Below are 24,836 nucleotides of genomic sequence, written 5' to 3'. Positions count from 1 at the left end.
TCTAGGGCAAAGGTCACAAACAGCGCTATTGCTCTGGAAGACTTGACAGGGATACGGGAGCGTATCAACCAACAACCCCGCAGCAAAGCCGAGCGACGCAGGGCCAACAGTTGGGCGTTCTACCAACTGAGGCAGTTTCTGGAATACAAGACTCTGCGTGCAGGAGTTGCTTTGATTCTGGTGCCGCCTGCCTACACGTCGCAGACCTGCCACCGGTGTTTGCACATCCATCCCGACCCTGCGCAATCCTATCGCAGTGGGAAGAAGTTTAAGTGTGGGCACTGTGGATGGGAAGGAGATGCGGACTTGAATGGTGCAAACGTAATTGCGCTCTTGGGGGCTGCCGTAAACCAGCCTGGAGGTCCGGGCTTGTTTTGTTCTCTGGTAGAGCAGAGCAGGCCCAGGGCTACTGAAAGCCCGCTCCGTACCGCTTAGCGGTCGGAGCCGGGTAGTTTACAGTAGCTACAGAGGAATAGCTACAGAAGCCGATCCCGCATTCGTCCACAGAGGGTACCCCTACACCTGCAGCGGTTCCCTGGGACAAGCGGGCAGTTGCCAGCACATCTCCAGCCAGCTTTTTAGCTCCTCAGGTTGGCCCATGAGGCTCATTTCCACCAGCAGAATGGCGGCTCGGTCGGCGGCTCCTTTGGATCCGAGACGAATTAGGGCAGACAGGCTCTCTTCCCGCCAGCAGATGGATACCCCCTGCCGGATCAAGGCCTGGGCGGCAGCGGGAATGCACGAGGGTGGCACCTGGATGTCTCGCCGCTCGTAGTCGACAGTAGGTAGCATGAACGGCAACCCAAATCTTTATTATGTTTTAATCTTCTTCCCTTTTCGCTTGTCTGTCACGGGTCTTTGCAAAGTATGAAGTAATCTTTTGTAAACTTTGTAGAGTTCTCGACATCGTTGAGAACAGTGGGCGAGCAAGCGCGGGATCTCTCGCGGGATCCCTGGAGAAAACTTAAAAGATAGCGGCGATTTCTCAGCCTCATTTCCCCACAGCCGCGAGAATGGCTGCATGCGCAGGAGATGGGGAGATGCGAGCAGAAGGTTGGGAAAGGCGAGTTGGTCGCTGGTTGCCCAAGGCCACCCTTGCCGGAGCCGTATTGATCCTAGTGGCGATGGGCAGGCCGCTGCGACTGGTGGGCAATGGAGAAAATATGGTGGTGTTCACCTGGGGAGGGGGGGTGAGCCCGATGGCTTTGCAGCCTGGTCTCCATTGGGTGCCGCCCTTTGTCTCTCGCACAGTCATCTTTGATGTGAAAACCCAAGCTCTGACCTGGAAAGACAACGACCCGACCGCCTACGCGCCGCGGCTGGTGGCGCTTTCTCAGGATGGGCAGCAGATTGCGGCTGAGGCGACGCTGCAGTTTCGCATTGTGGACGCCCCCAAGGTCTATACGCAACTGGGGGAAAATTACCTGGATCGCATCGCCCCCATCGTCCGGTCGGTCATTCTGAATGAGACCAGCGGCTTTTCTGCCCAGGCTCTGTATTCTACCGAGCGTCCGCTGCTCCAGGGCCAAATCCGCGAACGGGTGGCTCTTCTGCTGAAGGAATACGGCATCGAGGTTTTGGATTTTCTGCTGCGGGATGTGGATTTCGATCCCGATTTTGTAGCGGCCATTGAGGCAAAAACCATTGCTGAAAATCAACTGGCGCAAAAGCAGTTCGAGATCGAGCAGGCCCGCCAAGATGCCCGCGCCATCATTTCTCAAGCGGAGGCGGAAGCCGGTCAATTGCGAGCCAAAGCACAGGCCCTCACTCAAAATCCGCAGTACTTAGAGGTGGTGAAAGCTGCGGTACTGGGATCCCGCCTGGAAACTCTGGTTACCAAATAGCAACCAGCACTTTTTCATCCTCTTTCCACGAGGAGCCGCCATGTATCCAACAGGAGAAGCACCCCAAAGCAGAGTGGGTTGGTTAACCGTAGGAGGGATCGCCGTCTTGGCGGCCCTGGGAGTGCTCCGCGCTTGCCTGTACGTCACTTTGCCCGGACATGCCACTGTAGTTTTCAATACCTTTTCCGGGTTGCAGAAGGGGCGGGTGGAACTGCCAGGGGTCATCTTCCGGATCCCAGGGATCGAAACGCCGATCACCTACACCGTGCTCACCCGCGTTTGGGAGTTTACCAACGACCCTGCCTCGGCCAATGCCATCAGCAACGCCATCACCGTGAACACCGCCGATGGGCAAGCCTTTGCCATCGATGTGGCCATTGCCCTCAAGCCCAACCTCGCCACTTTGGACGAGCTGCACGCCAACATCGGCGAGAACTATCTTTCCACGGTGGTGGTGCCGGTGGTGCGCTCCAAAATCCGGGATATCTCCGCCTCTTTCAATTCGGAAGACTTTTACCGGAAAAGCCAGCGGGCTGCCATCGAACAACAAGCGCTGGACTTGATTCGCCAAGAGATGCCTACTGTCAACCGCGATGGCCAAACCCTGCCTCTGGTGCAGGTGGAGGGCCTGTTTCTGGGCAACCCCGATTTCCCACAAGCCTTAAGAGACTCGATTGAACGCAAACAGGTGGCCTCGATTACAGCACAGACGGCGGCAGTACGGGCGCAGATCCAGGAAAAAGAGACGGAGCGACTGTTAATCCTGGCGGCGGCCAACCAGCGGGCCATTGAGCTGAAAGGACAAGCGGCAGCGCAGAACGCGCAACTGGCGGATCTGCTGTTCTACGAAAAGCTGCAAGAGCGCATCCAAAACCCGACGGGCTCGCTGCCCCCTTTGCGCATCATCCGCGTCGAGGGAGATGCCACCGTGTTTCTCAATGTGGATCCCCATCAGGCAGCCCTGCAAAGAGGGCAGTAGGTTCAGCGAAGTTGCGGAGTACAGACTTAAAAGTCTGAGTATAAAGTGTGTCCAGATCTGAAGGCGAAGGGATGTCATTCGAGTTCGTTGACATCCTACCGCCAGGGGTCTGGGCTGGGATCCCTCGTAGAGTTGCGCCGAATCCGGCTGAGGGGGAAAGCTCGCACTCGATGCAAGGCTAGGTTTTACCACCATGAACTCCCACCTGATCCACACCCCCTTTCCCCGTCTAAACCCGAAGCTGGCGGAGGCGGATCATGTTTTGGTGGTGGACGATCAGGCCAGCAGCCGCCTCTACATCGGTGAGCTGTTGCGGTCGGCCCACTTCCGCGTGAGCGAGGCCACCAACGGCGAAGAGGCTTTGGAGGCTGTGGAGCGGCTTCGGCCAGACTTGGTGCTGTTGGATGTGCTGATGCCGAACATGAGCGGGTTCGATGTCTGCCGGCAACTGAAGGCCAATGAGCTGACCCGCCTGATCCCCGTTGTGCTGATCACTGCCCTGACCGACCGCTCCAATCGCCTGATGGGGATGCAGGTGGGGGCCGACGACATTTTGACCAAGCCCTTCGATCACGTGGAGCTGCTGGCGCGGGTACGCTCATCCATCCACCAAAAGCGCTTGAACGAAGATCTGGATCACGCCGCCAAGGTGTTGTTTGCCATTGCCCGCGCTGTGGAGAGCCGGGATCCCACCACGGGTGACCATTGCGAACGCTTGGTGGTCATGGGGGAACAGTTTGGTCGTTACTTGGGGCTGTCTCGTCAACAGATCAAGGCCCTGCGCTGGGGCGGCTACCTGCACGACATCGGCAAAGTCGGGATCCCGGATGCGATTTTGTGCAAGCAGGGCAAGCATACCCCGGAAGAATGGGAGATCATGAAATCCCATGTGTTGATCGGCGAAGACATTTGTCGGGGCTTGCGCACCATGCAGGATGTGCTGCCGATCATCCGCCACCACCACGAGCGTTGGGATGGCAGCGGCTACCCGGATGGGCTGGCAGGCGAAGAGATCCCTCTGTTGGCCCGCGTCTTTCAGGTGATCGACATTTTCGACGCTCTGATCTCCTCTCGCCCCTACAAACCGGCCCTGACCGCCGAACAGGCCCTGGAAGTGCTGCGGGAGGAAACCCGCAAGGGCTGGCGGGATCCGAACTTGGTGCGCGAGTTTTGTGACTTTATGTTTGTTACGGCCTTTAATCTGCTGGAGGCGGGATAGGGGCTAGGGTTCCGGGCCAGGCTGGACAGGCAGCTTTTGGGGTTTGGGCGACGACAACTACTCCGGCCACCGGGATCCCGGCAGCGGCCAACACCTGCTGGGCGGCTTGCACAGTAGAGCCGGTGGTGTAGATGTCATCCACCAGCAACACCGGTGTGGCCGGAACTTGTTTCAGGGCAAAGGCCCCGGCCAAGTTGTGCTGTCGTTGCAGCGGGTTGAGCTCATGTTGAGCCGCTGTGGCCCGCACCCGCACCAGAGCATCGGGCAGGTGGCGAAGACCGGTGCGCTCGCAAAAAGCCTGGCTGATCAAGGCTGCCTGATTATAGCCCCGTTGCCGCAGGCGCTCCGCATGAAGCGGGATGGGCACCACCGTATAGTCCAAGCCATAGGCCCTACGGGAGCCTGAAGACGGCTGTCGGCTTTCCACCCAGCGGGATCCCAGCCATTCTCCCAAAACCGAGCCAATGCGCCGTTGTCCTTCGTACTTCAGGCAGTAGATGGCCCTGCGCAGCGCCCCCCGGTGGATCCCCCAGGCGTAAAGTGGCCAAGGCGAGGTGGTGACTGGCCAAGTGGCAAGGCGCTCCGCCTGCAACCGCCTTTGACAGTCTTGACAGAACACGGCCTTGGCAGGGCGCCGGCAAAGCGGACATGGAGGCACAATCCACCAATCTAACCAGCCCATCGTCTGCTAGGGATCCTTTCTGGTGTGCAGAGTCTCCTAAAAAGCTGAGGCAAGGGGGGAACGAGGCCGAAATTCAGACTCGGCCAGGCTAACAGCCCAGCAGTCCATCCCCAAGTTGACGCTGGGATCCCGCCTTGCTAGGATTCAATATCGCCGGATAATTCAACCGGATAATTTAAAATTTGAGCCGTGACCTTCTCTGCCAGCCCATGCCCACCATTCAGCAACTGATCCGTGAGGAGCGCAGCGTTGCCGCTCGCAAGACCAAGTCTCCTGCCCTGAAGGCTTGTCCACAGCGGCGGGGGGTTTGCACCCGAGTGTACACGACAACGCCCAAAAAGCCCAACTCAGCGCTGCGAAAAGTGGCTCGCGTTCGCCTCACTTCCGGCTTTGAGGTCACCGCTTACATTCCCGGCATCGGCCACAACCTACAAGAGCACTCTGTGGTCATGATTCGCGGTGGGCGGGTTAAGGATTTGCCCGGCGTGCGTTACCACATTATCCGGGGCACCCTCGACGCTGCAGGGGTCAAAGACCGCAAACAAGGCCGCTCCAAATACGGGGCGAAACGGCCCAAGCCGGGCCAAGCTCCAGCCGCCGCTGGCAAGAAAAAATAGCTTTGCCCTCACCCTCAACCCTCCATATCCCACTCGTCATCTTTCTTTCTGCCATCCCCATCTGAACAAGCAACCCAGCTCCTATGTCTCGCCGCAACCGTGCCCCCCGTCGTGATGTGCCCCCGGATCCCAAGTATGGGAGCCGTCTGGTTACCATGCTGATCCGCAAGTTGATGATGAGGGGTAAGGCATCCCTGGCTGCCAGGATCCTCTATGAAGCTCTGGACATTGTGCGGGAGCGCACTGGCCAAGACCCACTGCCCTTGCTGGAAAATGCTGTTCGCAACGCCACCCCACTGGTGGAGGTGAAAGCCCGCCGGGTGGGCGGAGCCACTTATCAGGTGCCTGTGGAGGTGAGAGGAGAACGGGGCACTTCCCTAGCGCTGCGCTGGTTGGTGACCTTTTCGCGCACTCGTCCAGGTCGCACCATGGCCGCCAAGTTGGCCAATGAGCTGATCGATGCAGCCAACGAAACCGGCAGCGCCATTCGACGGCGGGAAGAGGTGCATCGCATGGCCGAGGCCAACAAGGCCTTTGCCCACTACCGCTACTGAACTAGCCTGGCGGAGCAGTGGAGACTTTTGGGATCCCTGTTCTGCCCAGCCCGAGTTCCAGCGAGGTGGAGAAAAATCGGCAAAAAAGATTAGAATTGTAAAGGATTTTTTAGTTTGCCCAAGTCGCAGGGCGACGAGGATTGGGAGGTTGACGTGGCACGCACAGTTCCCCTAGAACGAGTCCGAAACATCGGCATCGCGGCTCACATCGATGCTGGCAAGACCACGACCACAGAGCGGATTCTCTTCTACTCCGGTCTGGTGCACAAAATTGGCGAAGTTCACGACGGAACTGCGGTCACCGATTGGATGGCCCAGGAGCGGGAGCGGGGCATCACCATCACTGCTGCGGCCATCACCACCCGTTGGACTAAGCGGGATCCCGTAAATCCTTCCCAGCCCCTCTCCGGCGCACCGGAGTACACCATCAACATCATCGATACTCCTGGGCACGTCGATTTCACCATTGAAGTTGAGCGCTCCATGCGGGTGCTGGATGGGGTGATCGCCGTCTTTGACTCGGTGGGCGGCGTGCAGCCTCAGTCTGAGACCGTCTGGCGGCAAGCCAATCGTTACAATGTGCCCCGCATTGCCTTCGTCAACAAAATGGATCGCATGGGGGCCAATTTCCTCAAGGTTTACAACCAGATCCGAGAGCGCCTCAAGGCCAATGCTGTGCCCATCCAACTGCCCATCGGTGCCGAAGACGGGTTTTGCGGCATTGTTGACTTGGTGCGGATGCAAGCCCGCATTTATATGGATGAGATCGGCAAAGACATTCGTCCGGCCCCCATCCCTGAGGAGATGAAAGATCTCGTGGCAGAGTATCGGGCCAAGCTGGTGGAAGCAGTGGCCGAGACGGACGAAGCTCTGATGGAAAAGTACTTCGCCGAAGAAGATCTGAGCGAAGCCGACTTGATGGCGGGTCTGCGCAAAGGCACGATCAGCGGCCAAATTGTGCCCATGCTGTGTGGCTCTGCCTTCAAGAACAAGGGAGTCCAGATGCTGCTGGATGCGGTGGTGGATTACCTGCCCTCGCCTGTGGATATTCCGGCCATCAAGGGGGTGCTGCCAGATGGCTCAGAAGTGTCCCGCCGTGCCAGCGACGATGAGCCCTTCTCCGCCCTGGCCTTCAAGTTGATGAGTGATAAGTACGGGGATCTCACCTTTATTCGCGTCTACTCGGGGGTGTTGACCAAAGGTACTTATGTGCTCAACTCCACCAAGAACAAGAAGGAGCGAATTTCGCGGTTGGTGGTGCTGAAGGCCGATGAACGCTTGGACGTGGATGAGCTGCGGGCAGGAGATCTGGGAGCTGTGGTGGGCCTCAAGGACACCACCACCGGAGACACCCTCTGCGACGAAAATGCGCCGGTGATCCTGGAGTCTCTGTTTATCCCAGAGCCGGTGATCTCAGTAGCGGTAGAACCCAAAACCAAAGCCGATATCGATAAGCTCTCCAAGGCCCTGCAGGCCCTGGCCAAGGAGGATCCCACCTTCCGCGTGTCTGTGGATCCCGAGACCAATCAAACCATCATCTCTGGGATGGGCGAGCTGCACCTGGAGATCTTGGTGGATCGGATGCTGCGGGAGTTCAACGTAGAAGCCAATGTTGGTAACCCACAGGTGGCCTACCGCGAAACCATTCGCAAGCCGGTTAGCCGCGTGGAAGGCAAGTTTGTTCGCCAGAGTGGTGGCCGCGGCCAGTACGGCCATGTGGTTATCGACCTAGAGCCGGCGGAGCCGGGTACAGGATTTGAGTTCGTTTCCAAGATTGTGGGTGGCGTTGTGCCCAAAGAATACATTGGGCCAGCCGAGCAAGGGATCCGGGAAGCCTGCGAATCCGGTGTGCTGGCGGGCTATCCCTTGATCGACATCCGCGCCACTCTGGTGGATGGCTCCTACCACGAGGTGGACTCCAGCGAAATGGCCTTCAAGATCGCCGGTTCGATGGCTCTGAAGGAGGCCGCTCGCAGGGCAAGCCCTACCCTGCTGGAGCCGATGATGAAGGTCGAGGTGGAAGTCCCTGAAGCCTTTGTGGGGGATGTCATCGGGGACATCAACGCCCGCCGCGGCCAGATGGAGGGGATGAATACAGAAGGCGGCATTACCAAAGTCAATGCCAAGGTTCCGTTGGCGGAGATGTTTGGCTATGCCACCGACATTCGCTCCAAAACCCAGGGTCGAGGCACCTTCACGATGGAGTTCAGCCACTACGAGGAAGTTCCTCGCAGTATCGCCGAAGCCATCATTGCCAAAAACAAAGGAAATGAGTAGCTGACTGAAACCAAAAAGGAAGTGATGATTCATGGCACGCGCTAAGTTTGAACGCACCAAACCCCATGTCAACGTTGGCACCATCGGCCATGTTGACCACGGCAAGACCACCCTGACGGCTGCCATCACCACCACCTTGGCTGCTTTGGGTCAGGCCACAGCCAAAAGGTACGATGAGATCGACGCAGCGCCAGAGGAAAAAGCTCGCGGCATTACCATCAACACCGCCCACGTCGAGTATCAGACTGCCAGCCGTCACTACGCCCACGTGGATTGTCCCGGCCACGCCGACTACGTGAAGAACATGATCACAGGCGCGGCTCAGATGGATGGGGCCATCTTGGTGGTGTCTGCAGCTGATGGTCCCATGCCCCAAACACGGGAGCACATCCTGTTGGCCCGTCAGGTAGGGGTGCCCAGCTTGGTGGTCTTTCTGAACAAGGCAGACATGGTGGACGATCCAGAGCTGCTGGAGTTGGTGGAGCTGGAAGTGCGGGAGCTTCTCTCCAAATACGACTTCCCCGGCGACGACGTTCCCATCATCAGAGGATCGGCGCTGAAAGCCCTAGAAAGAATGACCGCCAACCCCAAAACCCAGCGGGGCGAAGATCCTTGGGTGGACAAAATTTATGAGCTGATGGATGCGGTGGACTCCTACATTCCCACGCCTGAGCGGGATGTGGACAAGCCCTTCCTGATGGCTGTGGAGGATGTCTTCTCGATTACTGGTCGGGGCACGGTGGCCACGGGCCGGATCGAGCGGGGCCGCATCAAAGTGGGCGAAACGGTGGAATTGGTGGGCCTGCGGGAAACTCGCTCCACCACTGTTACTGGCCTGGAAATGTTCCAAAAAACCCTCGATGAGGGGATCGCCGGCGACAACGTTGGTGTGCTGTTGCGCGGCATTCAGAAGAACGAAGTGGAGCGCGGCATGGTGCTGGCCAAGCCCAAGACCATTACTCCCCACACCAACTTCGAGTCTGAGGTGTATGTCCTCAAGAAAGAGGAGGGAGGTCGCCACACGCCCTTCTTTGCCGGCTATCGTCCTCAGTTCTATGTGCGCACCACCGATGTAACCGGCACCATCTCTTCCTTCACGGCTGATGACGGATCCCAGCCAGAGATGGTGATGCCTGGTGACCGCGTTAAGATGACGGTGGAGCTGATCCAGCCCATCGCCATTGAGCAGGGGATGCGCTTTGCTATCCGCGAGGGTGGCCGTACTGTCGGAGCGGGTGTTGTCTCCAAGATCCTGAAGTAAGCTGCTTTTTCCTGGCAGGGATTGAGTGCCGACGGCCCCAGACCAACTCAGTTGCGATAGTGGCGCGGAGCACTTTCCCTGCCAGCTTTTTTGAGTCCCCCTTTTTCTGGATTGCTCTCCGGCCATGCCTACCTTGACTCAACAGAAAATTCGTATCCGCCTGAAGGCTTACGATCATCGGCTGCTGGATACTTCCTGCGACAAAATCGTGGATACGGCTCGTCGTACCGACGCCGTGCCGGTTGGCCCGATTCCTTTGCCTACTCGGCGCCGCATCTACTGTGTGCTGCGCTCCCCCCACATCGACAAGGACTCGCGGGAACATTTTGAAACCCGCACCCACCGGCGCATTATCGACATCTATTCCCCCTCTTCCAAAACCATCGATGCTCTCATGAAGCTGGATCTGCCGGCAGGGGTAGATATCGAGGTGAAGCTGTGATGGATCTGCAGGGATCCCCCGCTTTCGCAGTCATTTCGTAGAGCTTGGATGAGGGCAGCAGCGGGTGACAACATCGGTTGATCCGGTCGATCGCGATAGTGGTGCAGACCCCTCTCAGGGGTTGGCAGCTCCAGGAGCGGCCCAATCCCCCATCCCAGTTTTGGTGGTGGGGGCCTTGGGCAAAATGGGGCGAGAGGTGGTGCGAGCCGTTGCCCAGACGCCCGACATGAGGTTGGTGGGGGCGGTGGCCCGCTCTCAACTGGGCTCGGATATTGGCGAGGTGCTGGGCCTGGGATCCCTGGGGGTGGAGATTACCGACGACCTGCCGGGGCAGTTGCTGAGGTTGTCGCAGCGCAGCAGCCGCGGCGTAATGGTGGACTTTACCCATCCTCGGTCGGCCTTTGAACATGTTCGCTCGGCCATTGCCTTTGGCGTACGCCCGGTGGTGGGGACGACGGGCCTGACGCCGGAGCAGGTGGAGCGGCTGCGGGATCTGGCGGACAAGTCGGGTGTGGGCTGTTTAATCGCGCCCAATTTCGCCATCGGCATGATTTTGCTGCAGCAGATGGCGCTGCAGGCGGCCCAGTATTTTGACCACGTTGAGATCATCGAGCTGCACCACAACCGCAAAGCGGATGCCCCCAGCGGCACGGCTCTACAGACGGCACAACGGCTGGGACAATTGGGCAAAACCTTTAACCCGCCCGTTCGCGACAGCGGGACGGGGTCCTCAGTGGAAGAAAAAGAGCTGATCCCCGGTGCGCGGGGAGGGCTCTCTGGCCCCAACATCCCCATTCACAGCGTTCGTCTGCCGGGGTTGATTGCCCACCAGGAGGTCATCTTTGGTGGGATGGGGCAAACCCTCACGTTGAGACACGACACCACGGATCGGATAGCTTTTATGCCAGGAGTGATCCTGGGGATCCGCAAGGTGCTGCAGCTTCAAGGTTTGGTCTACGGGCTGGAGCAGGTCTTGAGCTAGTGGGTCAGGGGAGGGATCCCGGCCTCATCCAGGATGCGGGGGATGAGGTGCTCGGCTTTGACGGCCATCAGATGCACCCCGTGGCAGATTTGGCGGGCCTGCCGCACCTGTTCGGCGGCAATGCGGATCCCTTCTTCGAGGGGGTGGGCGGCGTTGGCCAGCCGCTGGATAATCCCGTCTGGGATCTTCACTCCTGGCAGGTTGCGGTTGATAAACTCGGCATTTTTGGCCGATTTGAGCAAAAAGATGCCGGCCAAAATGGGCTTGCCAGCGGGACGGCCCAACTTATCCATGAAGCGCTCCAGTTGCTCAAAGTCGGTAACCATCTGGCTCTGGAAAAATTGGGCCCCGTTTTCCAGCTTGCGGTGGAAGCGCCGCTCCAGGCCGGAAAAGCTGCCCGATTGGGGTTCTACTGCTGCCCCTGCCAACAGATGCGTGCCCCCATCCGGGAGAGGTTTGCCATTGCAATCGAGGCCGTTGTTCAGCCGTTGGATAAGCTGCAGCAAGCGCACCGACTCCAGATCGAATACGGGGCGGGCATCGGGGCAATCGCCGATGTGGATGGGATCCCCGGTGAGGGCCAACACATTGCGCAGGCCAAGGGCTGAGGCCCCCAACAGATCCCCTTGCAGGGCCAGACGGTTGCGATCTCGACAGGCCAACTGCAGGATCGGTTCAACACCCGCCTGATGCAACAGCACCGAGGCCGCCAACGGGCTCATGCGGGCCATGGCTCGGTTGGAGTCCGTGATGTTGATGGCATGCACCCGCCCCTTGAGCTGCTGGGCCAAAGACAGCAGGGTGCTGGTGTCGGATCCCTTGGGGGGGGTGATCTCGGCGGTGAGCAGAAATTCCCCCCGCTGGATGGCCTGGGCGAAGCGGGACAGGGGAGGTGATGAGGGGATCAGGGCCACAATTCCTGAAGGAAAGGTAAAACGGGCTGGCCTATTATCGACTTTTCCGGGAGGTTTTTCCAGACAGGGCGCCCTTTCTCAGAGCTTGGGCGAGGGAAGGGGGCTGGGCGGGAGTTGCACCCGCATTTCCCCCAGCCATATCTTGGGATCCCCCTGTTGCAGATGCTGCCGCCAATCTTGTGCGGCTGCAGGAGGGATCCCGTCCGGGCTTAAAGTCCAGCTCCAGCCGATCACCTGAGGCCAGCGCTGCGCCTCCAGACCTTCCAGCAGCGGTTGAGAGGCTTCCGAGCCCAGGGCTGGCCCGCGGATCACCACAGGCACTTCCGGGTTGAGGGCCTCAAGGCGGCGGTACAGCGGTTCAAAAGCGGCGGGATCCCCCGTTACCTGTAGGCTCAGCCAGTCCATCTCAGGGAACCGAGCCCAGGTGGACACGGCCTTGGCATCTTCTCCGTCCAGCTCCACCACCCAGAGCAAATTGGCCGGGGACTCCGTCCCGCTAACGCGAACAGAGCGCAGGGTTTGCATCAGGTGTTGGTAAGCCCGTTGTTGCAGCGAGGACTCCGTCCCACCAAAGGGCTCCCCACCGCTACCGCGAGCGCGTTCGGGATCCCCGTCGCCAACGACGACGGCCAGGATGATGGGGGTGGCAAAGCGCTGGATCCCGCGGGCCCAAGAGCGCAAGGTCTCATCGTGATCCCCATTGGCCAAGGCAGAAAGTTGGGCTGGATCTAGCCGCAGGCGCAGGTAGGGGACTGAGCCGCTTTCCCGCAGGCGACTGGCCAACTGCTGTGGAAAGTCCTGGCGGGGATCCCAGAGGTGATCCACGGCTGCCCAGGCGGGGGGTTGACCGATGGCCTGGCGATAGGCGAGGAGTTGATCCCAAGTGGGAATGCCCGGCCAAGCGACCCCGTGATACAGCCGACCCGGAGGTGGCGGCAGCGGCCTACCCCGCAGAAAGGGGGCGGAATCGGGTGGGATTGGCGAGGTGAGAACAACCTCCAGCCGCAGCGGCGGCAAGACCTCACCGGCAGGGGGATGCGGCAGGGAGAAAGGGAGGATCCAACTGCGCTCCTGGAACTGGCCTCGGATGATCTGCTGAGGGTGAAAGTCCTGGGGAGGTGGCAGCGGTTCCAGCGGGTCTTCCCCCCAGAAAGCCCGTTGGATTACCAAGCGCACCCCTGCGCCGGGGTGGATCAGAGGCGTGGTGGTATCCAGGTGAAAGCTACCCCTGAGGCGGGTGGACGTCTCGTTGGGCTCAACCCGGAAGGAGAAGGTGAGCTGGTCAGATCGGTAGGTGCCTGGAGCGGGGGAAGCAGTGGGGGGTGGGGATCCCGGCTGCCATCGGAGGCTCTCGCAGTCGGTGCAGGGGAGAATGGCCTGCGGATGGAGCGAAACGGGAGCCTCGCGGGCAGATTGCAATTGCTGGGGGCTGATGACAAAGCTGGCCCAAAGATGCTTCAGACGGGGATCCCGACCGGGCGAGATATCGGAGAAGGTTCGGCCCTCAGGAGTGGCCGTCCGCGTGCCGACAGCAGTGCCATCCAGAGGGACTGTAGAAACCGGGTCGCCAGCACATCCCCCCAAAAAACCAACCGACAAAATCAGCAGCAGCGCCCAGCCGTAAGTGCTCCGCACCGCTACCGCGACCCAGGGGTCGAGTTTGCAGTTGGATGGCTGGATCATGATCTCACCTCAATACACCACTCCTGCCCGGCTACCGAAGGGAGTCGATGCCGCTCTCGTCTTGTGGACGGTGCGGTTCCCGACGGGGCACCAACGCAAACGGCCAGCAAGATCCCTTTCCCTCCGGTTGCTAGAGGGATCCTCACCCAGAGGCACACCCTTTGAGATTGATCCCGATCACACCCGTTGCTGAACGGGAAAGGTCTCCGTCCTGCCCAGGCGAACTATCCCTGCGGCACGGTTGCGACTTCTGGGTAAATGGTCAGGATCCCCTCGTAGAGGATTTGGCCGGGCTGCAACTCCAAGCGGTCGATGCGCACGCCGGGATCCAACTGAATGGGGAAATCGGCCAGGCCGGGGATGGGGATCTCTTGGCCTTCGCTCACCCAAAGGGGATTGACCAGCCGCAACCGGTTGGGGCCTTGGGCTTCTAGGCCGGTCAGCACCGTCACCGGCGCTTCCACCCCTTCCGGAGTGGTCAGGTTAGCCTGGATGCGCAGCCGACCCTGTTCCAGCGTGACCTGAGGCTGGCGGATGAGAAAGGGCACCACTTGGCCCCCAACGGGCAACTGCACCTGGGCCTGGGCCAGTTGGGCTTGGATGAGGGGAGCCTGAAGGGTGCGGTTCAGGTCTTCCTCGGTGAGGCGTAAACTCACCTGCACCGGCACAGGGGCCAATAGCCGCAGCGGGCTCCGTCCTTGGATGGCTTCGCCCACATTGAGGCGAATATCCTGGCCCTGCAGCCGCAGATGACTGATCTGAAAGCCTTGATAGCTGAGGTTGTCTCCCGACACCTGGGCCTGAGGGATCTGCCCGTTCAAAATCTGGGCGTCGGAGCCGACAATTTGCACTTGCAGGTTATCGACCCTCTGCACCTCAGAACGGATCCAAGCCGCCACCAAAGGGCTGAGAAGGGATCCGGCAATTTGGGCAAATCCGGGGGGCCAAGGCCAAAACATGGTGGGTAGGCTGAGCAGCAGAGCAAACCCCAGCCGCTGCCCTGCTTGCGAGAGCCGTTGGCGGCGACAGGCTGCCGATTGGGTTTGGAGAGGAGACGGATCTGGACTGGGCCGATGGCAAGACGTGAGCAGCACTGGATACCTCGGGAGCAACAACAAGCGATGGTTTCCACCCAACTACGACCAGACTAGGGCAGGACTTCTCTGCCGAACAGAGGGATCCCCCGCACACTTGGAGAGGCTATCCATCCGTCAACTGCCACCAAAGATACCCCAGCCGCAGGTAGTGAAGCCGTAGCCAGGGCAAAGGGAAAGAGCGGGGCGGCTGGCGAAACAGAGCGCTCATCTGAGAAGGGATCCCGGCGATCTCCTGGGCCAGCATTTTGCCCGCCCACACCGCCGTGGCTACACCGCTGCCGTGATAGGCCAAGCCGTACCACAGGCTGGGATCCGCCGGCGAAGGGCCAATATGGGGGTGAAACTGTCGAGAAAGGCAGACCAGTCCATTCCAGGCATACTCGATCTCCACCCCTTCCCAGGCGGGGAAAAGACGATAGAGCTGTCGGGTCATCCAAGCGCGCAACTGCCGTCGCTCCGTCGGGGTATCGCGGGTGCCGCCCCGCCCCCCAAACAGCAAACGCCCATCCGGCAGTAGGCGGTAATAAAACAGCAGCCGCCGCATGTCGTAGAGTGGCGTCGGATTCCACCACCCTTGCGCTTTCTGCTCCTGAGGCGTCAGAGGTCGGGTGACCAGGATGTTGGACAGTGCCGGCAGCAGGGATCCCGCCAGTTGGGGATACAGGGCCTCTGGGGTGTAGCCATTGGTGGCAATGACCAAGTGCCGAGCGCGCACCGTTCCTCCCGGCGTGTGACAGATGTGTTGGGATCCCACCTTTTCCCAGGCCGTGACCGGACTGCCGCTGTACAGCTTCGCCCCCCACCGGTGGGCCGCTTGGGCCAGTCCTTGGGTGAGCTTGAGGGGGTTGAGGCCAAACCCCACCCCGATGTGCAAAGCGCCGTGGTTCTCTTGGCTGTTGAAGCCGCGTTCCCGCAGCTCTTTGGGGTTGAGGAGCTGGGCCGGGTAGCCCGCCACCTGAGTATAGATCAGGTACTCGGCCTCTAACTCCGACCATGCCTGTGGACGATGGGCCACTGCATAGCAGCCCTGTCCCTGAGCCTCTAGGGAGAAGCCCTCGCTGGCCGCCAGCTCCCGAACGGTTTCCACCGCCTGCCATTGATCCCGGTAGTAGCGCTCCGTCTCTGCCAGGCCCACCCGCCGCACCATCTGGGTGTGGGTAAGGTGGCTCGCCCCCACCCCGCAAAAGCCGCCATTGCGTCCCGAGGCCCCCCAACCCAGGGATCCCGCCTCCAGCAGACAAGCATGGATGCCGTGGTCGCGGGCCAGGTGCAAGGCCGTCGATAGCCCCGTCAATCCTCCCCCCACAATGACCACCTCCGCGCCCACCTGCGCTTGCAAAGGTGCCGGATGCCGCCAACCGGGATCTGCTATCGTGCTCTCCCAGTAGCTGCCGACCGGGCAGGCAGGATCGTAGGTGCTGGCAGGATAAAGGCCCTTTCTCATACGAGCAATGGGAAGAACATCTTGCTGGGCAACGCCGAAGTGCTCGGTACCGCTGAGGCGACCGGTCGCAGGACAAGTGCTGAAGGGGATCCCCTCACTCCTGGGCAACGCTGTCGCAACCGGCAGCAGCGGCCTCCATATCGGCAGGGGTATTGCAGTCCAGGAAGATCTCAGGAGTGTAGAGCTCCACCTCCTGTACCCGCCTGCCCAGATCCTGCAACAACCGGCGCAGGCCCAGGGTTTCTTCTCGGAGATCCAACAGCTTTTCCCGCAAGCGCCTGTCGATCAGGGTAGGGTGCCCCCGTCGCCCTCGATGCACCGGCACAGTAACCCAAGCGCGATGGCGCAGATGGTACTCCAGCAAGCTGTGGTAGATCCACGCCGGACGGGGCTGATCCACCGCCGAAATGGCCAGCACCTGAAAATCGACAGGGATCCCTTCCACCCCCACCCGAATGGAATGGGTCTTGCCCAGCTCAGGAGCCGGATTGACCAGCACCTCTGCCCCTGCCAAGTGGGGTTGGGCTGCCGCCAGATGCTGGGATCCCAGCACCACCCAGGGTTGAAACCCCGCCTGTCGCCACTGAAAAATCTGGTAAGAGAGCAGGGTTTGCCCGTCTTTCCAGGGCAGAAAGGCTTTCGGCTCTCCCATCCGCGTGGAAAACCCAGCCGCCAAGATCAGCGCATGCAGCTTCGGCTCATTTGCCAAGGAGCTTCACCAGCAGAATGCCAAACAAATATAGAAACGTCACAGCCCCGGCCAACAGGCTCTGGGTAAGGGGATCCGTCGAAGGGGTGAGAATGGCCCCCGCCACCACCGCGCCCAGAACCACGTAGCGCCAGCCCTTGAACATCTGCTCGGCAGTCACCAGCCCCAGCGCCCCCAGCAGCGCCTGCAAAATCGGCACCTGAAAGGCCAGGCCGGTGCTGAACAGCAGCAGCAGCACAAACTCAAAGTAGCGGTCGATGGACCAAGCCTGATCCACCACCCCTTCGCCGTAGCGGATGAAAAAGTTAAGCGCCGCCGGAATGAGGAGATAGTAGGCAAAGACCAAGCCGGCCACAAAGAGAAGGCTGGATCCCAGCACCACCGGCCCCAGCAGCTTGCGCTCCTTCACGCTCAGCCCCGGCAAGACGAAGCGGGCAATTTGGTAGAGCAAAAAGGGTGTGGCCAGCAATAGCCCCGAGTAGGCCGCCACCTTCACAGAAACGAAAAAATACTCCCCCGGCGCCAGTTGCAAAAAGGTAACCCCCCGAGCGGGCACCTCCAGCAGGGCGACAATGCGGTTCACCACGGCAAAGCAAGCGATGATGCAGATCACCACCGCGATCACGCTGGCCAACAGGCGGCTGCGCAGCTCTTCCAAGTGCTCCATCAAGGTCATCTCGACCTCGTAGGGAAACTCCGGATCCCGCACCCGACCAGGCTCAGGGGCCGCCGCGGCTTGCTCCGGGGACTCGGTCTCAGAGGCAAGGGTCATGGGCCAAGGTGTAACGAAACGTTCCCCGCTATCTTAGCGCTGCCCCCTCTCCAGGGAAAAGCACTTGTCGAGCCGCTATAGGGGGATGTAGCCCTGGCCTGTTAAGGGGATCCCGGGGCCTGAGCAGATGAAACTGGGAAGGGGAGCGGTTGCAGTTTTTAGCGCTTGCCCAAGCCCAGCGCCTTTTCCACCTGCTGGGCGGCATAGGCCATGGCAAAACAGCAGATGAAGTAGATCAGGCCGATAAAAAACAGCACTTCCCGCTGGGTGCCTAGCCAGTTGGGGTTGGTGAACACCACCCGCCCCGCCTGCAGCAGGTCGATGAGGCCGACAATGAACACCAGCGACGTGTCTTTGAAGAGAGTGAGGAACTCGTTCACCAGCGCCGGAACAGCTGCCCGCAACGCCTGGGGCAAAATCACCAAAGCGGTCACTTGAAAGGGGTTCAAGCCCAGCGCCCGTGCCGCCTCCAGCTGGCCCAGCGGGATTGACTGCAGGCCGCCCCGCACGTCCTCGGCCACGTACACGGCTGTAAACAAGATGAAGGCCACCTCCGCCCTGATGATCAGGTTGACGCTGATCCCCCCCAGAAAGAAGGGCACCAACAGCCAGGCGGCAAACAGAATGGTGGTCAGGGGCACCCCCCGCACCAGCTCGATCACCAGCGTGCAGAAGATCCGGATTACCGGCAACGCCCGATTGGCTCGGCCCAATGCCAGCAACACCCCGATGGGAAAGCCGATGATCATGGCGGCTGCCGCCAAGATCAAGGTAAGCAGCAGTCCAGACAGTTGCTCGGTTCGCACTGCCGGCCAATTGGGGCCCAGGTTGCCCAGCAGCAGCTCCAGACAGAGGGGCAAGATCAAGGCCCAAACCCAGATGGAAGCCAGCCGCCAGGATTCCCGTCCGCGACTGAGGGCAATAGCGGCAAAAGTGACGCCAGAGCAAACCGCCAGCCACCCCTGCGACTGGGTTCCCAAAGGCAGGAACGCGGCTAAGCCCATAGCAGCTCCCAAGAGAATGAGGTAGTGCAGCAGCACACCGCCCCAAGCCCCCCCCGCTACCCCCAAGGTGGCCAGCACAATTCCCAACACCGCCCACACCCGCCACAGTTGGCTGCTGGGGTAGGTGCCGCTGGCAAAGATTTTCAGGTTGGCCGGGATCACTTCCCAGCGGGCTTGGGTGAACGCCCAGTTCCAGAACAGGGAAATTGCCCAAGCCAATACCAAGGCGGAGACCAAGGTGAGCAAGGTGCTCAACCAGGAGTCAAACAGGTTGCGACGCACCCAAGCCAGCGGACTTTGTTTCTCCGTGGGGGGGAGTACCTTTTCTTCTTCTATAAGCGGAGAGGAGAGACTGCTGGGCATGGGTTAGCGCTCCACCAATTTGACGCGGGCATTGAGCCAGTTCATGCCGTAGGAAACCACCAGGTTAAAGGTCAGGTAGGTGGCCATGAGGATGGCGAACATCTCCACCGAACGTCCCGACTGGTTGATGATGGTGCTGCTGATGTTGAACAGATCGGAGAAGCCAACGGCAATGGCCAAGCTGGAGTTTTTAATCAAGGTGAGATACTGAGTGTTCAAGGAGGGGATCATGATCCGCAGGGCCTGGGGCACAATCACCAAGCGAAAGGTTTGCAGCTCCGACAGGCCGACGGCCCGGGCCGCCTCCCACTGCCCCCGCGGCACCGCCAAAAAGGATCCCCGCACCACTTCGGCAATGTAGCAGCCGGTGTAGGTCACCAAGCCCAGCATCATGGCGGTAAACTCCGCCGAAAGCTGGATCCCACCCCGGAAGTTAAAGCGCTCCAGTACCGGGACATCCAGCCGCACCGGCGGCTCTGGGAAGAGCACCCAGCAGGCCACCGCCAGCAGCGCCACCCCCGCAGCCACCCACAGGTTCCGCTGCCGGGATCCCAGCTCGGGTCGGCAGACTAGGAGCAGCTTGCGGATCCCCCACCCAGCCCCAATCACAATGGCCAGTGTAGGGATAAACCATCCGCTCAAATCCAACCCGGGCAGCTTCACTCCCCGCTGGTTGATAAAGACAAGCCCGCCGATGGAGAGACTGTTGCGCACCCCCGGCAGGGTGAGGATCACCCCCTGGTACCAGAAGATCACGATCAGCAGCACCGGGACATTGCGAAAGATCTCGGTGATGACGGTAGCCAATTGGCGGGCCAGCCAGTTGCTGGAGAGGCGAGCCATCCCCAGGACAAAGCCCATCGCCGTCGCCAACACAATGCTGACTGCCGACAGCCAGAGGGTGTTCACCGCTCCCACCGCCAGAGCCTTCAGGTAGCTCTCGGAAGGGTCGTAGGGGATCAGCCCCTCGGTGATCCCAAAGTTGGCAGAGTTGCCCAGAAAGCGAAAGCCCAAACTGATGCCCAGGCGGCGCAGGCTGGCGAGGAGATTTTGGGCGAGGATCCCGAACACCAGCAGCACGGCCACGACAAAGGCCACCTGCAGCAAGAGCTTCAGGATACGCTCATCCCGCCACCAGGGGGGGCGAAGGTGGGACTGGTCGGACAGAGAAGTCATGCGGGGCAAGCAAAAATTCAGAGCACAGCAGAGAATAGGGGATCCCTGGCCGGTACTGACCAACCGGGATCCCTAGGCCCGGATTCCGAATCAGCCGATCAGCGGAAAGGCGGCGCGTACTGGATCCCACCTTTGGTGTAGGGCTGGTTCAAGCCCCGCGGCACGCCCAAGGGGGTCAGGTGGCGGTTGAAGATCTCGCCGTAGTTGCCCACCGCCTTGATGACATTGACCACCCAATCCGGCTTCAGGCCCAGCAGCTCTCCCAGGTTGCCTTCCTGGCCCAAGAAGCGGCGAATGTCGGGATCCTCGGACTTGAGGAACTCGTCCACATTGGCGCTGGTGATCCCCTTTTCTTCTGCATAGAAGAGGGCGTAGACCGTCCAGTTCATAATGTCGGAGAAACTCTCATCTCCGTGGGGAACCAGCGGCCCCAAGGGCTCTTTGGAAATGATCTCCGGCAAGATCACGTGGTCATCAGGAGAAGCCAAGCTGGCCCGGCGGGAGATGAGGGCGCTTTGGTCGCTGGTGATGGCATCGCAACGGCCCTCTTCGTAGGCGTTGAAAGAGGAATCATCGCCGTCGAAAGTTACTGGCGTAAAGGCAATGCCACGGGCGCGGAAGGTATCCGCCAAGTTCAGCTCGGTGGTGGTGCCGGCAATCACACAGATGGTGGCCCCGTTCAGGTCTTCCAGCTTTTCCACCCCCAGCGACTTCCGCACCATAAATCCTTGGCCGTCGTAGTAGGTGGTGGGGCCGAAGGTCACCGCCCACTCGCGATCCCGAGTGAGGGTCCAGGTGGTGTTGCGGCTAATCATATCGACCTCGCCCGACTGAATCGCAGACTGGCGATTGGCCGCCGTCAGGTAGACGTATCGAACCTTGTCCGGATCTCCAAAGAGAGCGGCAGCTACTGCCCGGCAGATGTCGATATCAAAACCCACATACTTGCCTTGGTCATCCAGGTTGCCGAATCCGGGCAGTTGGTTGTTTACCCCACAGATCAACTCGCCCCGAGCCTTGATGCGGTCGGTGAGCGGCCCCAGCTGCGCCCAAGCGGGAAGGGACTGCAGGCCCATAGACAACGCCAGTGCCCCGGCCAAGGGAGCCAATCCGTTCAAATGCTTTATCCAGTTCATAAAATTACCCCATGTCAATCCTCAAGATCTTCGTCGTCAACAGTCGTTCATACACGGCACTTCAACCGAGATACCGTGCCATTGGGTTACACTCCTGCCACACCCCACACCCCATAGAATGGTTTGCCATAGGCGCCTACGATTTTCTCAAAGCCTTACATGTCAGGGCGTATGGAAATGTTGCAGAGGCTACGGTTGTGGCTCGGCCAGTTCTGCCATGGTACCCATGCCTGCTTTGGTGAAACTTAGGGAGTCACCCACCCATGCAAGGATCCCCGCACATAAGGTCTTCACTCTCTCCGCAAAGTGCAGCCAGCGCTGACATTATCCAATGCGAAGATGTTCACAAATGGTACGGCGATTTCCACGTCCTCAAGGGCATTACCACCCGCATCCGCCGCGGAGAGGTGGTGGTGGTCTGTGGGCCTTCAGGTTCGGGCAAGTCAACGTTTATTCGCACGTTGAACCGCTTAGAAGAACACCAGAGAGGGCGCATTGTGGTAGATGGCATTGAGCTAACCAGCGACCTGCGCAACATCGATGCCATTCGCCGCGAGGTGGGCATGGTTTTTCAACAGTTCAACCTGTTTCCCCATCTCACGGTTTTGCAAAATGTAACCCTTGGCCCAATCCACGTGAAAAAGATGAAAAAAAGTGAGGCGATAGAGCGGGCTATGGAACTGCTAAGCCGCGTGGGGATCGCCGAGCAAGCAGAAAAATACCCGGGGCAACTTTCGGGGGGGCAGCAGCAGCGGGTGGCGATTGCCCGCGCCTTGGCCATGAATCCGGCGGTGATGCTCTTCGATGAGCCCACCTCGGCCTTGGATCCAGAGATGATCAAGGAGGTGCTGGACGTGATGCGGGAGTTGGCCCGCTCGGGGATGACCATGGTGTGTGTAACCCACGAGATGGGCTTTGCCCGCGAGGTGGCGGATCGGATTATCTTCTTCGACCGCGGCAAGATCGTGGAGGAAAACACCCCCCAAGAGTTTTTCAGCAATCCGAAAGAAGAGCGCTCCCGCCTGTTTTTATCCCAGATCCTTTCCCACTAGCGAGTCCTTCAGAAGGGGGTGAGGCGTGCCAGAAAAGCCCCCTCCGGCTCTTGATAGACAATCTGCCCCTGCCAGCCGTTGGCGTGGGCACACTGCAGCAGGGTTTCCGGATCTACAAATAGCCAGGGAAAGGGATCCCCCCGCTGGCCGTTGTACTCGGCTACAAAGTTCACTACCTTGGCTTTTGCCTCGCTCCCTTCCTGCCAATCTTCTGAGCCACCTGCTTCGAGGTGGGCAGGAGCGGCCAGCTTGCCAGAGGGATCTTCCAAGTTTTCTAAACGCCCTCCCTCTTCTGCCGGCAGATTCCGCAGATCTGCGAGGTCGCTGGCATCGCTCAAATCGGTGGAATCCAGGAGCAACTGGCCAGTGGGCTGAACCCAGTGGCGAGCCAGGCGCAAAAAACGCTCCAAGCCCGACAGGGATCCCGCCAAGCCGACGCCGTTCATCAGCAGGAGTAGGGTATCGAAGGGCTCTCCTGGCCCCGCCCAGTGGAAAAGATCGGCGGCAATGCGGCAGCGCACCCCCCGCTCTGCCATAATCTGCAAAGCCACAGGGGAGCGATCCAAAGCGGCCACGGCCAATCCTTCTTCCTGCAGCAGCAGGCTGTGGCGGCCCGTACCGGCGCCGATGTCTAGCACCCGACCGCGGCAGAGTTCCAAGGCCAAGGCTTCCACCTCCGGCAGCTCCTGGGTGAAGAACACCTCTGGGGAGACCACCTGGGGCTCTTCCGCCAACGGGATCCCCTCCAGGCTGTAGGCATGTAAGAGAAGGGATCCCTTGGCCTGTCCCCGATGCCAGTCCCACAGCGCTTGCTCTAAGGGATCCTGAAGTGGGTAATTCTCGACAGCCTTTATCATGGAAGGGGAAAGCTAAACCATTGACCCGATGGCCATCGTCGCCTTTCTTTACGGTGCCGCTATCGTCCTTTTGCTGATTGCAGCAGTGGTTTGGGCAACATCTCGGCAGTTCAATGTGGAGACCGAGACGCAGATCGGCACCTCGCCAGAAGAGCCCTCCGAGACCTCATCCGTTCCCATTTCCATTGTGGAGCAGCTAGAGCGCCAATACCGCAACAGCCCTTCCTACCGTCCCCACCCTTAAGTTATTCTTCGAGAAGCCTCTGAAAATCCTTGAAAAGACGGGTTTTTGAGGATCCCTGAGGGCGCGAGCAGTGTCTTTGCTGGCCGAAGGTCGGCGTTTTCTTCCCTGAATCATGGTTGTCAAGTCTCCGCCACCCATTGTCTACATCGTCCTGGGTCTATTGCTCCTCTGGGGCGGTCATCGTGCTTGGCGGGCGGGCTATGTTCGCTGGCCGGAAGGCATTTCTCTACCGCCAGTATCGCTGCCAGGGTTGGGGGGTGGAGCACAAGATCTGCTCCTGACCAGCGGCGAGCGCACCTTGTTTGCCGATAGCAGTCCCGCTGCCGTTGCCGCTGCAGAGCTGTTGCGCCAAGGTAACCTCAGCGCAGCCATCCCGGTGTTGGAGATGGGGCTGCAAAGCAACCGCAACGACCCGGAAGCTCGCATTTTCTTGAACAATGCCCGTGCCCAGCAGCAGGGCAGTCCCTTGAGCCTGGCGGTGGTGGTGCCCATCTCCAGCAACCCCAACCGCGCCAAAGAGACCCTGCGCGGGGTGGCGCAAGCTCAGGAGGAGCTTTTCCAACAGGGGGGAATCGGAGGACGGCTGCTGCGGGTAGTGATTGCCGACGATGGCGACAACCCTGAGCGAGCAACGGCGGTGGCCAAGGCTCTGGTGAGCCAGCCCGAGATCTTGGGCGTGATCGGCCATAACACCAGCGACGCCACCCTGGCTGCAGCCGAGGTTTATCAGCCTGCCGGCTTGGCCATGATCTCCTCCACCTCCACCAGCACTCGCATCAGCATGCTGGGGGATGCCATTTTTCGCACCGTGCCCTCGGATCAAGTGGCCGGCACACAACTGGCCCGTTATGCTCTCAACACGTTGCGGCTGCAAAGGGTGGCCATCTTCTACAACCCCAACAGCGCCTACAGCTCCAGCTTGCGCGATGCCTTTGCCTCCACCCTGACCAGCGAAGGGGGCATCGTGCTGGCGGAGTTCGACTTATCGGCGTCGGACTTCAACCCCCAGGCCAGCCTGCAAAGGGCCGTCAGCCAAGGAGCCCAGGTAGCTTTTTTAGCTCCCACGGCTTCCGTAGCCGAAAAAGCGCTGGCCGTAGCCCGCGAGAACGCTGTAGCTGGTAAGCCCCTTGCTCTTCTGGGCGGCGATGTGCTCTTCAGCCTCACCACATTGCAAGAAGGGGGAGCAGCGGTAGAGGGCTTGGTGGTGGCGGTACCCTGGCATCCCCAGGTGCCGCGCAACCGCGAGTTTGCCCAGAAGGCAGCCCAGCTCTGGGGAGGGCAGGTGAGCTGGCGCACCGCTCTGGCTTATGATGCCACCCGGGTTTTCTTGCAAGCTTTCAGCCAAGGAGCCACCAGCCGCAGCGCTGTTCTCGCCGCCCTGGGCGACCCGAACTTCCGCTTGCCGGACGGCGCTTCCGGAGAAGTGCGCTTCTTGCCCTCCGGCGACCGCAATGCTCCCCATGTGCTGGTGCGGGTTGAGCCCGGCAACCGCTCCGGTACCGGCTACGATTTTGTGCCTCTCCCCTAG

At 60.2% G+C, this 24,836-nt stretch carries 25 protein-coding genes; 13 read left to right on the top strand and 12 right to left on the bottom strand.

The features are described from left to right. Positions 1-435, top strand: a 435-nt coding sequence (locus ACVWZU_RS03045; RefSeq protein WP_457443299.1) for a zinc ribbon domain-containing protein, incomplete at its 5' end; no start/stop codon positions are given. A gap of 81 nt (positions 436-516) precedes the next feature. Here the strand turns inward: ACVWZU_RS03045 and ACVWZU_RS03040 are convergent. Then, positions 517-792, bottom strand: coding sequence for a hypothetical protein (locus ACVWZU_RS03040; RefSeq protein WP_414521754.1), 276 nt, complete (start codon positions 790-792; stop codon positions 517-519). A 248-nt stretch (positions 793-1,040) separates the two neighbouring features. Here ACVWZU_RS03040 and ACVWZU_RS03035 point away from each other — a divergent pair, with 248 nt between their 5' ends. From ACVWZU_RS03035 to ACVWZU_RS03025, 3 genes are all read left to right on the top strand, one after another. Then, entirely contained in the window at positions 1,041-1,844 is an 804-nt protein-coding gene (locus tag ACVWZU_RS03035; RefSeq protein WP_011430154.1) for a prohibitin family protein, read from the top strand. 40 nt (positions 1,845-1,884) lie between these two features. Continuing rightward, positions 1,885-2,823 carry a prohibitin family protein gene (locus ACVWZU_RS03030; RefSeq protein ID WP_457443297.1) on the top strand — a complete coding sequence of 313 codons (939 nt, stop codon included), beginning with the start codon at positions 1,885-1,887 and terminating at the stop codon, positions 2,821-2,823. 193 nt (positions 2,824-3,016) lie between these two features. Further along, entirely contained in the window at positions 3,017-4,042 is a 1,026-nt protein-coding gene (locus ACVWZU_RS03025; RefSeq protein ID WP_457443296.1) for an HD-GYP domain-containing protein, read from the top strand. On the opposite strand, the gene ACVWZU_RS03020 is transcribed toward ACVWZU_RS03025, so the two are convergent. Beyond that, on the bottom strand, positions 4,020-4,700 hold the full coding sequence (locus ACVWZU_RS03020; protein ID WP_457443294.1) for a ComF family protein: 681 nt from the start codon (positions 4,698-4,700) through the stop codon (positions 4,020-4,022). The two genes, ACVWZU_RS03025 and ACVWZU_RS03020, sit on opposite strands and share 23 nt — an antisense overlap. Before the next feature lie 233 nt (positions 4,701-4,933). Here ACVWZU_RS03020 and rpsL point away from each other — a divergent pair, with 233 nt between their 5' ends. The 6 genes from rpsL to dapB all read left to right on the top strand — a co-directional run bounded on the left by rpsL (position 4,934) and on the right by dapB (position 10,857). Further along, positions 4,934-5,341 carry a 30S ribosomal protein S12 gene (rpsL, locus tag ACVWZU_RS03015; RefSeq protein ID WP_011432553.1) on the top strand — a complete coding sequence of 136 codons (408 nt, stop codon included), beginning with the start codon at positions 4,934-4,936 and terminating at the stop codon, positions 5,339-5,341. Between the two features lie 83 nt (positions 5,342-5,424). Next, positions 5,425-5,895, top strand: coding sequence for a 30S ribosomal protein S7 (gene rpsG / locus ACVWZU_RS03010; RefSeq protein WP_011432554.1), 471 nt, complete (start codon positions 5,425-5,427; stop codon positions 5,893-5,895). 153 nt (positions 5,896-6,048) lie between these two features. Next, a complete protein-coding gene (gene fusA, locus ACVWZU_RS03005; RefSeq protein WP_457439255.1) occupies positions 6,049-8,172 on the top strand; it encodes an elongation factor G in 2,124 nt (707 codons plus the stop codon). 31 nt (positions 8,173-8,203) lie between these two features. After that, positions 8,204-9,433 (top strand): elongation factor Tu, encoded by a 1,230-nt coding sequence (tuf, locus tag ACVWZU_RS03000; RefSeq protein ID WP_457443292.1) that lies wholly within the window; start codon positions 8,204-8,206, stop codon positions 9,431-9,433. 124 nt (positions 9,434-9,557) lie between these two features. Then, positions 9,558-9,875: a 30S ribosomal protein S10 gene (gene rpsJ / locus ACVWZU_RS02995; RefSeq protein ID WP_011432557.1), complete on the top strand. Its 318-nt coding sequence runs from the start codon at positions 9,558-9,560 to the stop codon at positions 9,873-9,875. Between the two features lie 121 nt (positions 9,876-9,996). Next, positions 9,997-10,857 (top strand): 4-hydroxy-tetrahydrodipicolinate reductase, encoded by an 861-nt coding sequence (gene dapB / locus ACVWZU_RS02990; protein ID WP_457443311.1) that lies wholly within the window; start codon positions 9,997-9,999, stop codon positions 10,855-10,857. Here the strand turns inward: dapB and ACVWZU_RS02985 are convergent. From ACVWZU_RS02985 to ACVWZU_RS02945, 9 genes are all read right to left on the bottom strand, one after another. Further along, on the bottom strand, positions 10,854-11,771 hold the full coding sequence (locus ACVWZU_RS02985; RefSeq protein WP_457387718.1) for a methylenetetrahydrofolate reductase: 918 nt from the start codon (positions 11,769-11,771) through the stop codon (positions 10,854-10,856). The two genes, dapB and ACVWZU_RS02985, sit on opposite strands and share 4 nt — an antisense overlap. A gap of 78 nt (positions 11,772-11,849) precedes the next feature. Beyond that, on the bottom strand, positions 11,850-13,454 hold the full coding sequence (locus ACVWZU_RS02980) for a hypothetical protein (RefSeq protein WP_457443290.1): 1,605 nt from the start codon (positions 13,452-13,454) through the stop codon (positions 11,850-11,852). A gap of 224 nt (positions 13,455-13,678) precedes the next feature. Then, positions 13,679-14,569 carry an LmeA family phospholipid-binding protein gene (locus ACVWZU_RS02975; RefSeq protein WP_457443288.1) on the bottom strand — a complete coding sequence of 297 codons (891 nt, stop codon included), beginning with the start codon at positions 14,567-14,569 and terminating at the stop codon, positions 13,679-13,681. An 85-nt stretch (positions 14,570-14,654) separates the two neighbouring features. Then, on the bottom strand, positions 14,655-16,103 hold the full coding sequence (locus ACVWZU_RS02970) for an NAD(P)/FAD-dependent oxidoreductase (RefSeq protein ID WP_457443286.1): 1,449 nt from the start codon (positions 16,101-16,103) through the stop codon (positions 14,655-14,657). Continuing rightward, positions 16,090-16,704: a nucleotidyltransferase family protein gene (locus ACVWZU_RS02965; protein ID WP_457443284.1), complete on the bottom strand. Its 615-nt coding sequence runs from the start codon at positions 16,702-16,704 to the stop codon at positions 16,090-16,092. The genes ACVWZU_RS02970 and ACVWZU_RS02965 overlap by 14 nt, the downstream gene beginning before the upstream one ends. Next, positions 16,694-17,476: a twin-arginine translocase subunit TatC gene (gene tatC / locus ACVWZU_RS02960; RefSeq protein WP_457443282.1), complete on the bottom strand. Its 783-nt coding sequence runs from the start codon at positions 17,474-17,476 to the stop codon at positions 16,694-16,696. The genes ACVWZU_RS02965 and tatC overlap by 11 nt, the downstream gene beginning before the upstream one ends. A gap of 158 nt (positions 17,477-17,634) precedes the next feature. Beyond that, positions 17,635-18,843 carry an amino acid ABC transporter permease gene (locus ACVWZU_RS02955; protein WP_457443280.1) on the bottom strand — a complete coding sequence of 403 codons (1,209 nt, stop codon included), beginning with the start codon at positions 18,841-18,843 and terminating at the stop codon, positions 17,635-17,637. Positions 18,844-18,846: 3 nt separating this feature from the next. Continuing rightward, a complete protein-coding gene (locus tag ACVWZU_RS02950; RefSeq protein ID WP_457443278.1) occupies positions 18,847-20,019 on the bottom strand; it encodes an amino acid ABC transporter permease in 1,173 nt (390 codons plus the stop codon). 98 nt (positions 20,020-20,117) lie between these two features. Further along, on the bottom strand, positions 20,118-21,155 hold the full coding sequence (locus ACVWZU_RS02945) for an amino acid ABC transporter substrate-binding protein (RefSeq protein WP_414419060.1): 1,038 nt from the start codon (positions 21,153-21,155) through the stop codon (positions 20,118-20,120). A gap of 263 nt (positions 21,156-21,418) precedes the next feature. Here ACVWZU_RS02945 and ACVWZU_RS02940 point away from each other — a divergent pair, with 263 nt between their 5' ends. Next, entirely contained in the window at positions 21,419-22,207 is a 789-nt protein-coding gene (locus tag ACVWZU_RS02940) for an amino acid ABC transporter ATP-binding protein (protein WP_011432567.1), read from the top strand. A gap of 8 nt (positions 22,208-22,215) precedes the next feature. Here ACVWZU_RS02940 and ACVWZU_RS02935 read toward each other — a convergent pair whose 3' ends face one another. Continuing rightward, the gene (locus ACVWZU_RS02935; protein WP_457443275.1) at positions 22,216-23,064 is read right to left on the bottom strand and encodes a class I SAM-dependent methyltransferase; all 849 of its coding nucleotides are present in this window, start codon (positions 23,062-23,064) and stop codon (positions 22,216-22,218) included. 28 nt (positions 23,065-23,092) lie between these two features. Here ACVWZU_RS02935 and ACVWZU_RS02930 point away from each other — a divergent pair, with 28 nt between their 5' ends. Continuing rightward, complete coding sequence (locus ACVWZU_RS02930) at positions 23,093-23,308, top strand: hypothetical protein (RefSeq protein ID WP_414405379.1); 216 nt, start codon at positions 23,093-23,095, stop codon at positions 23,306-23,308. Between the two features lie 112 nt (positions 23,309-23,420). Next, the gene (locus tag ACVWZU_RS02925) at positions 23,421-24,836 is read left to right on the top strand and encodes an ABC transporter substrate-binding protein (protein ID WP_457443272.1); all 1,416 of its coding nucleotides are present in this window, start codon (positions 23,421-23,423) and stop codon (positions 24,834-24,836) included.

The organism is Thermostichus sp. MS-CIW-26 (genome assembly GCF_054059115.1).
The sequence above is the reverse complement of the archived record's forward strand: the minus strand, read 5'-3'. Positions and strand labels throughout refer to the sequence as shown.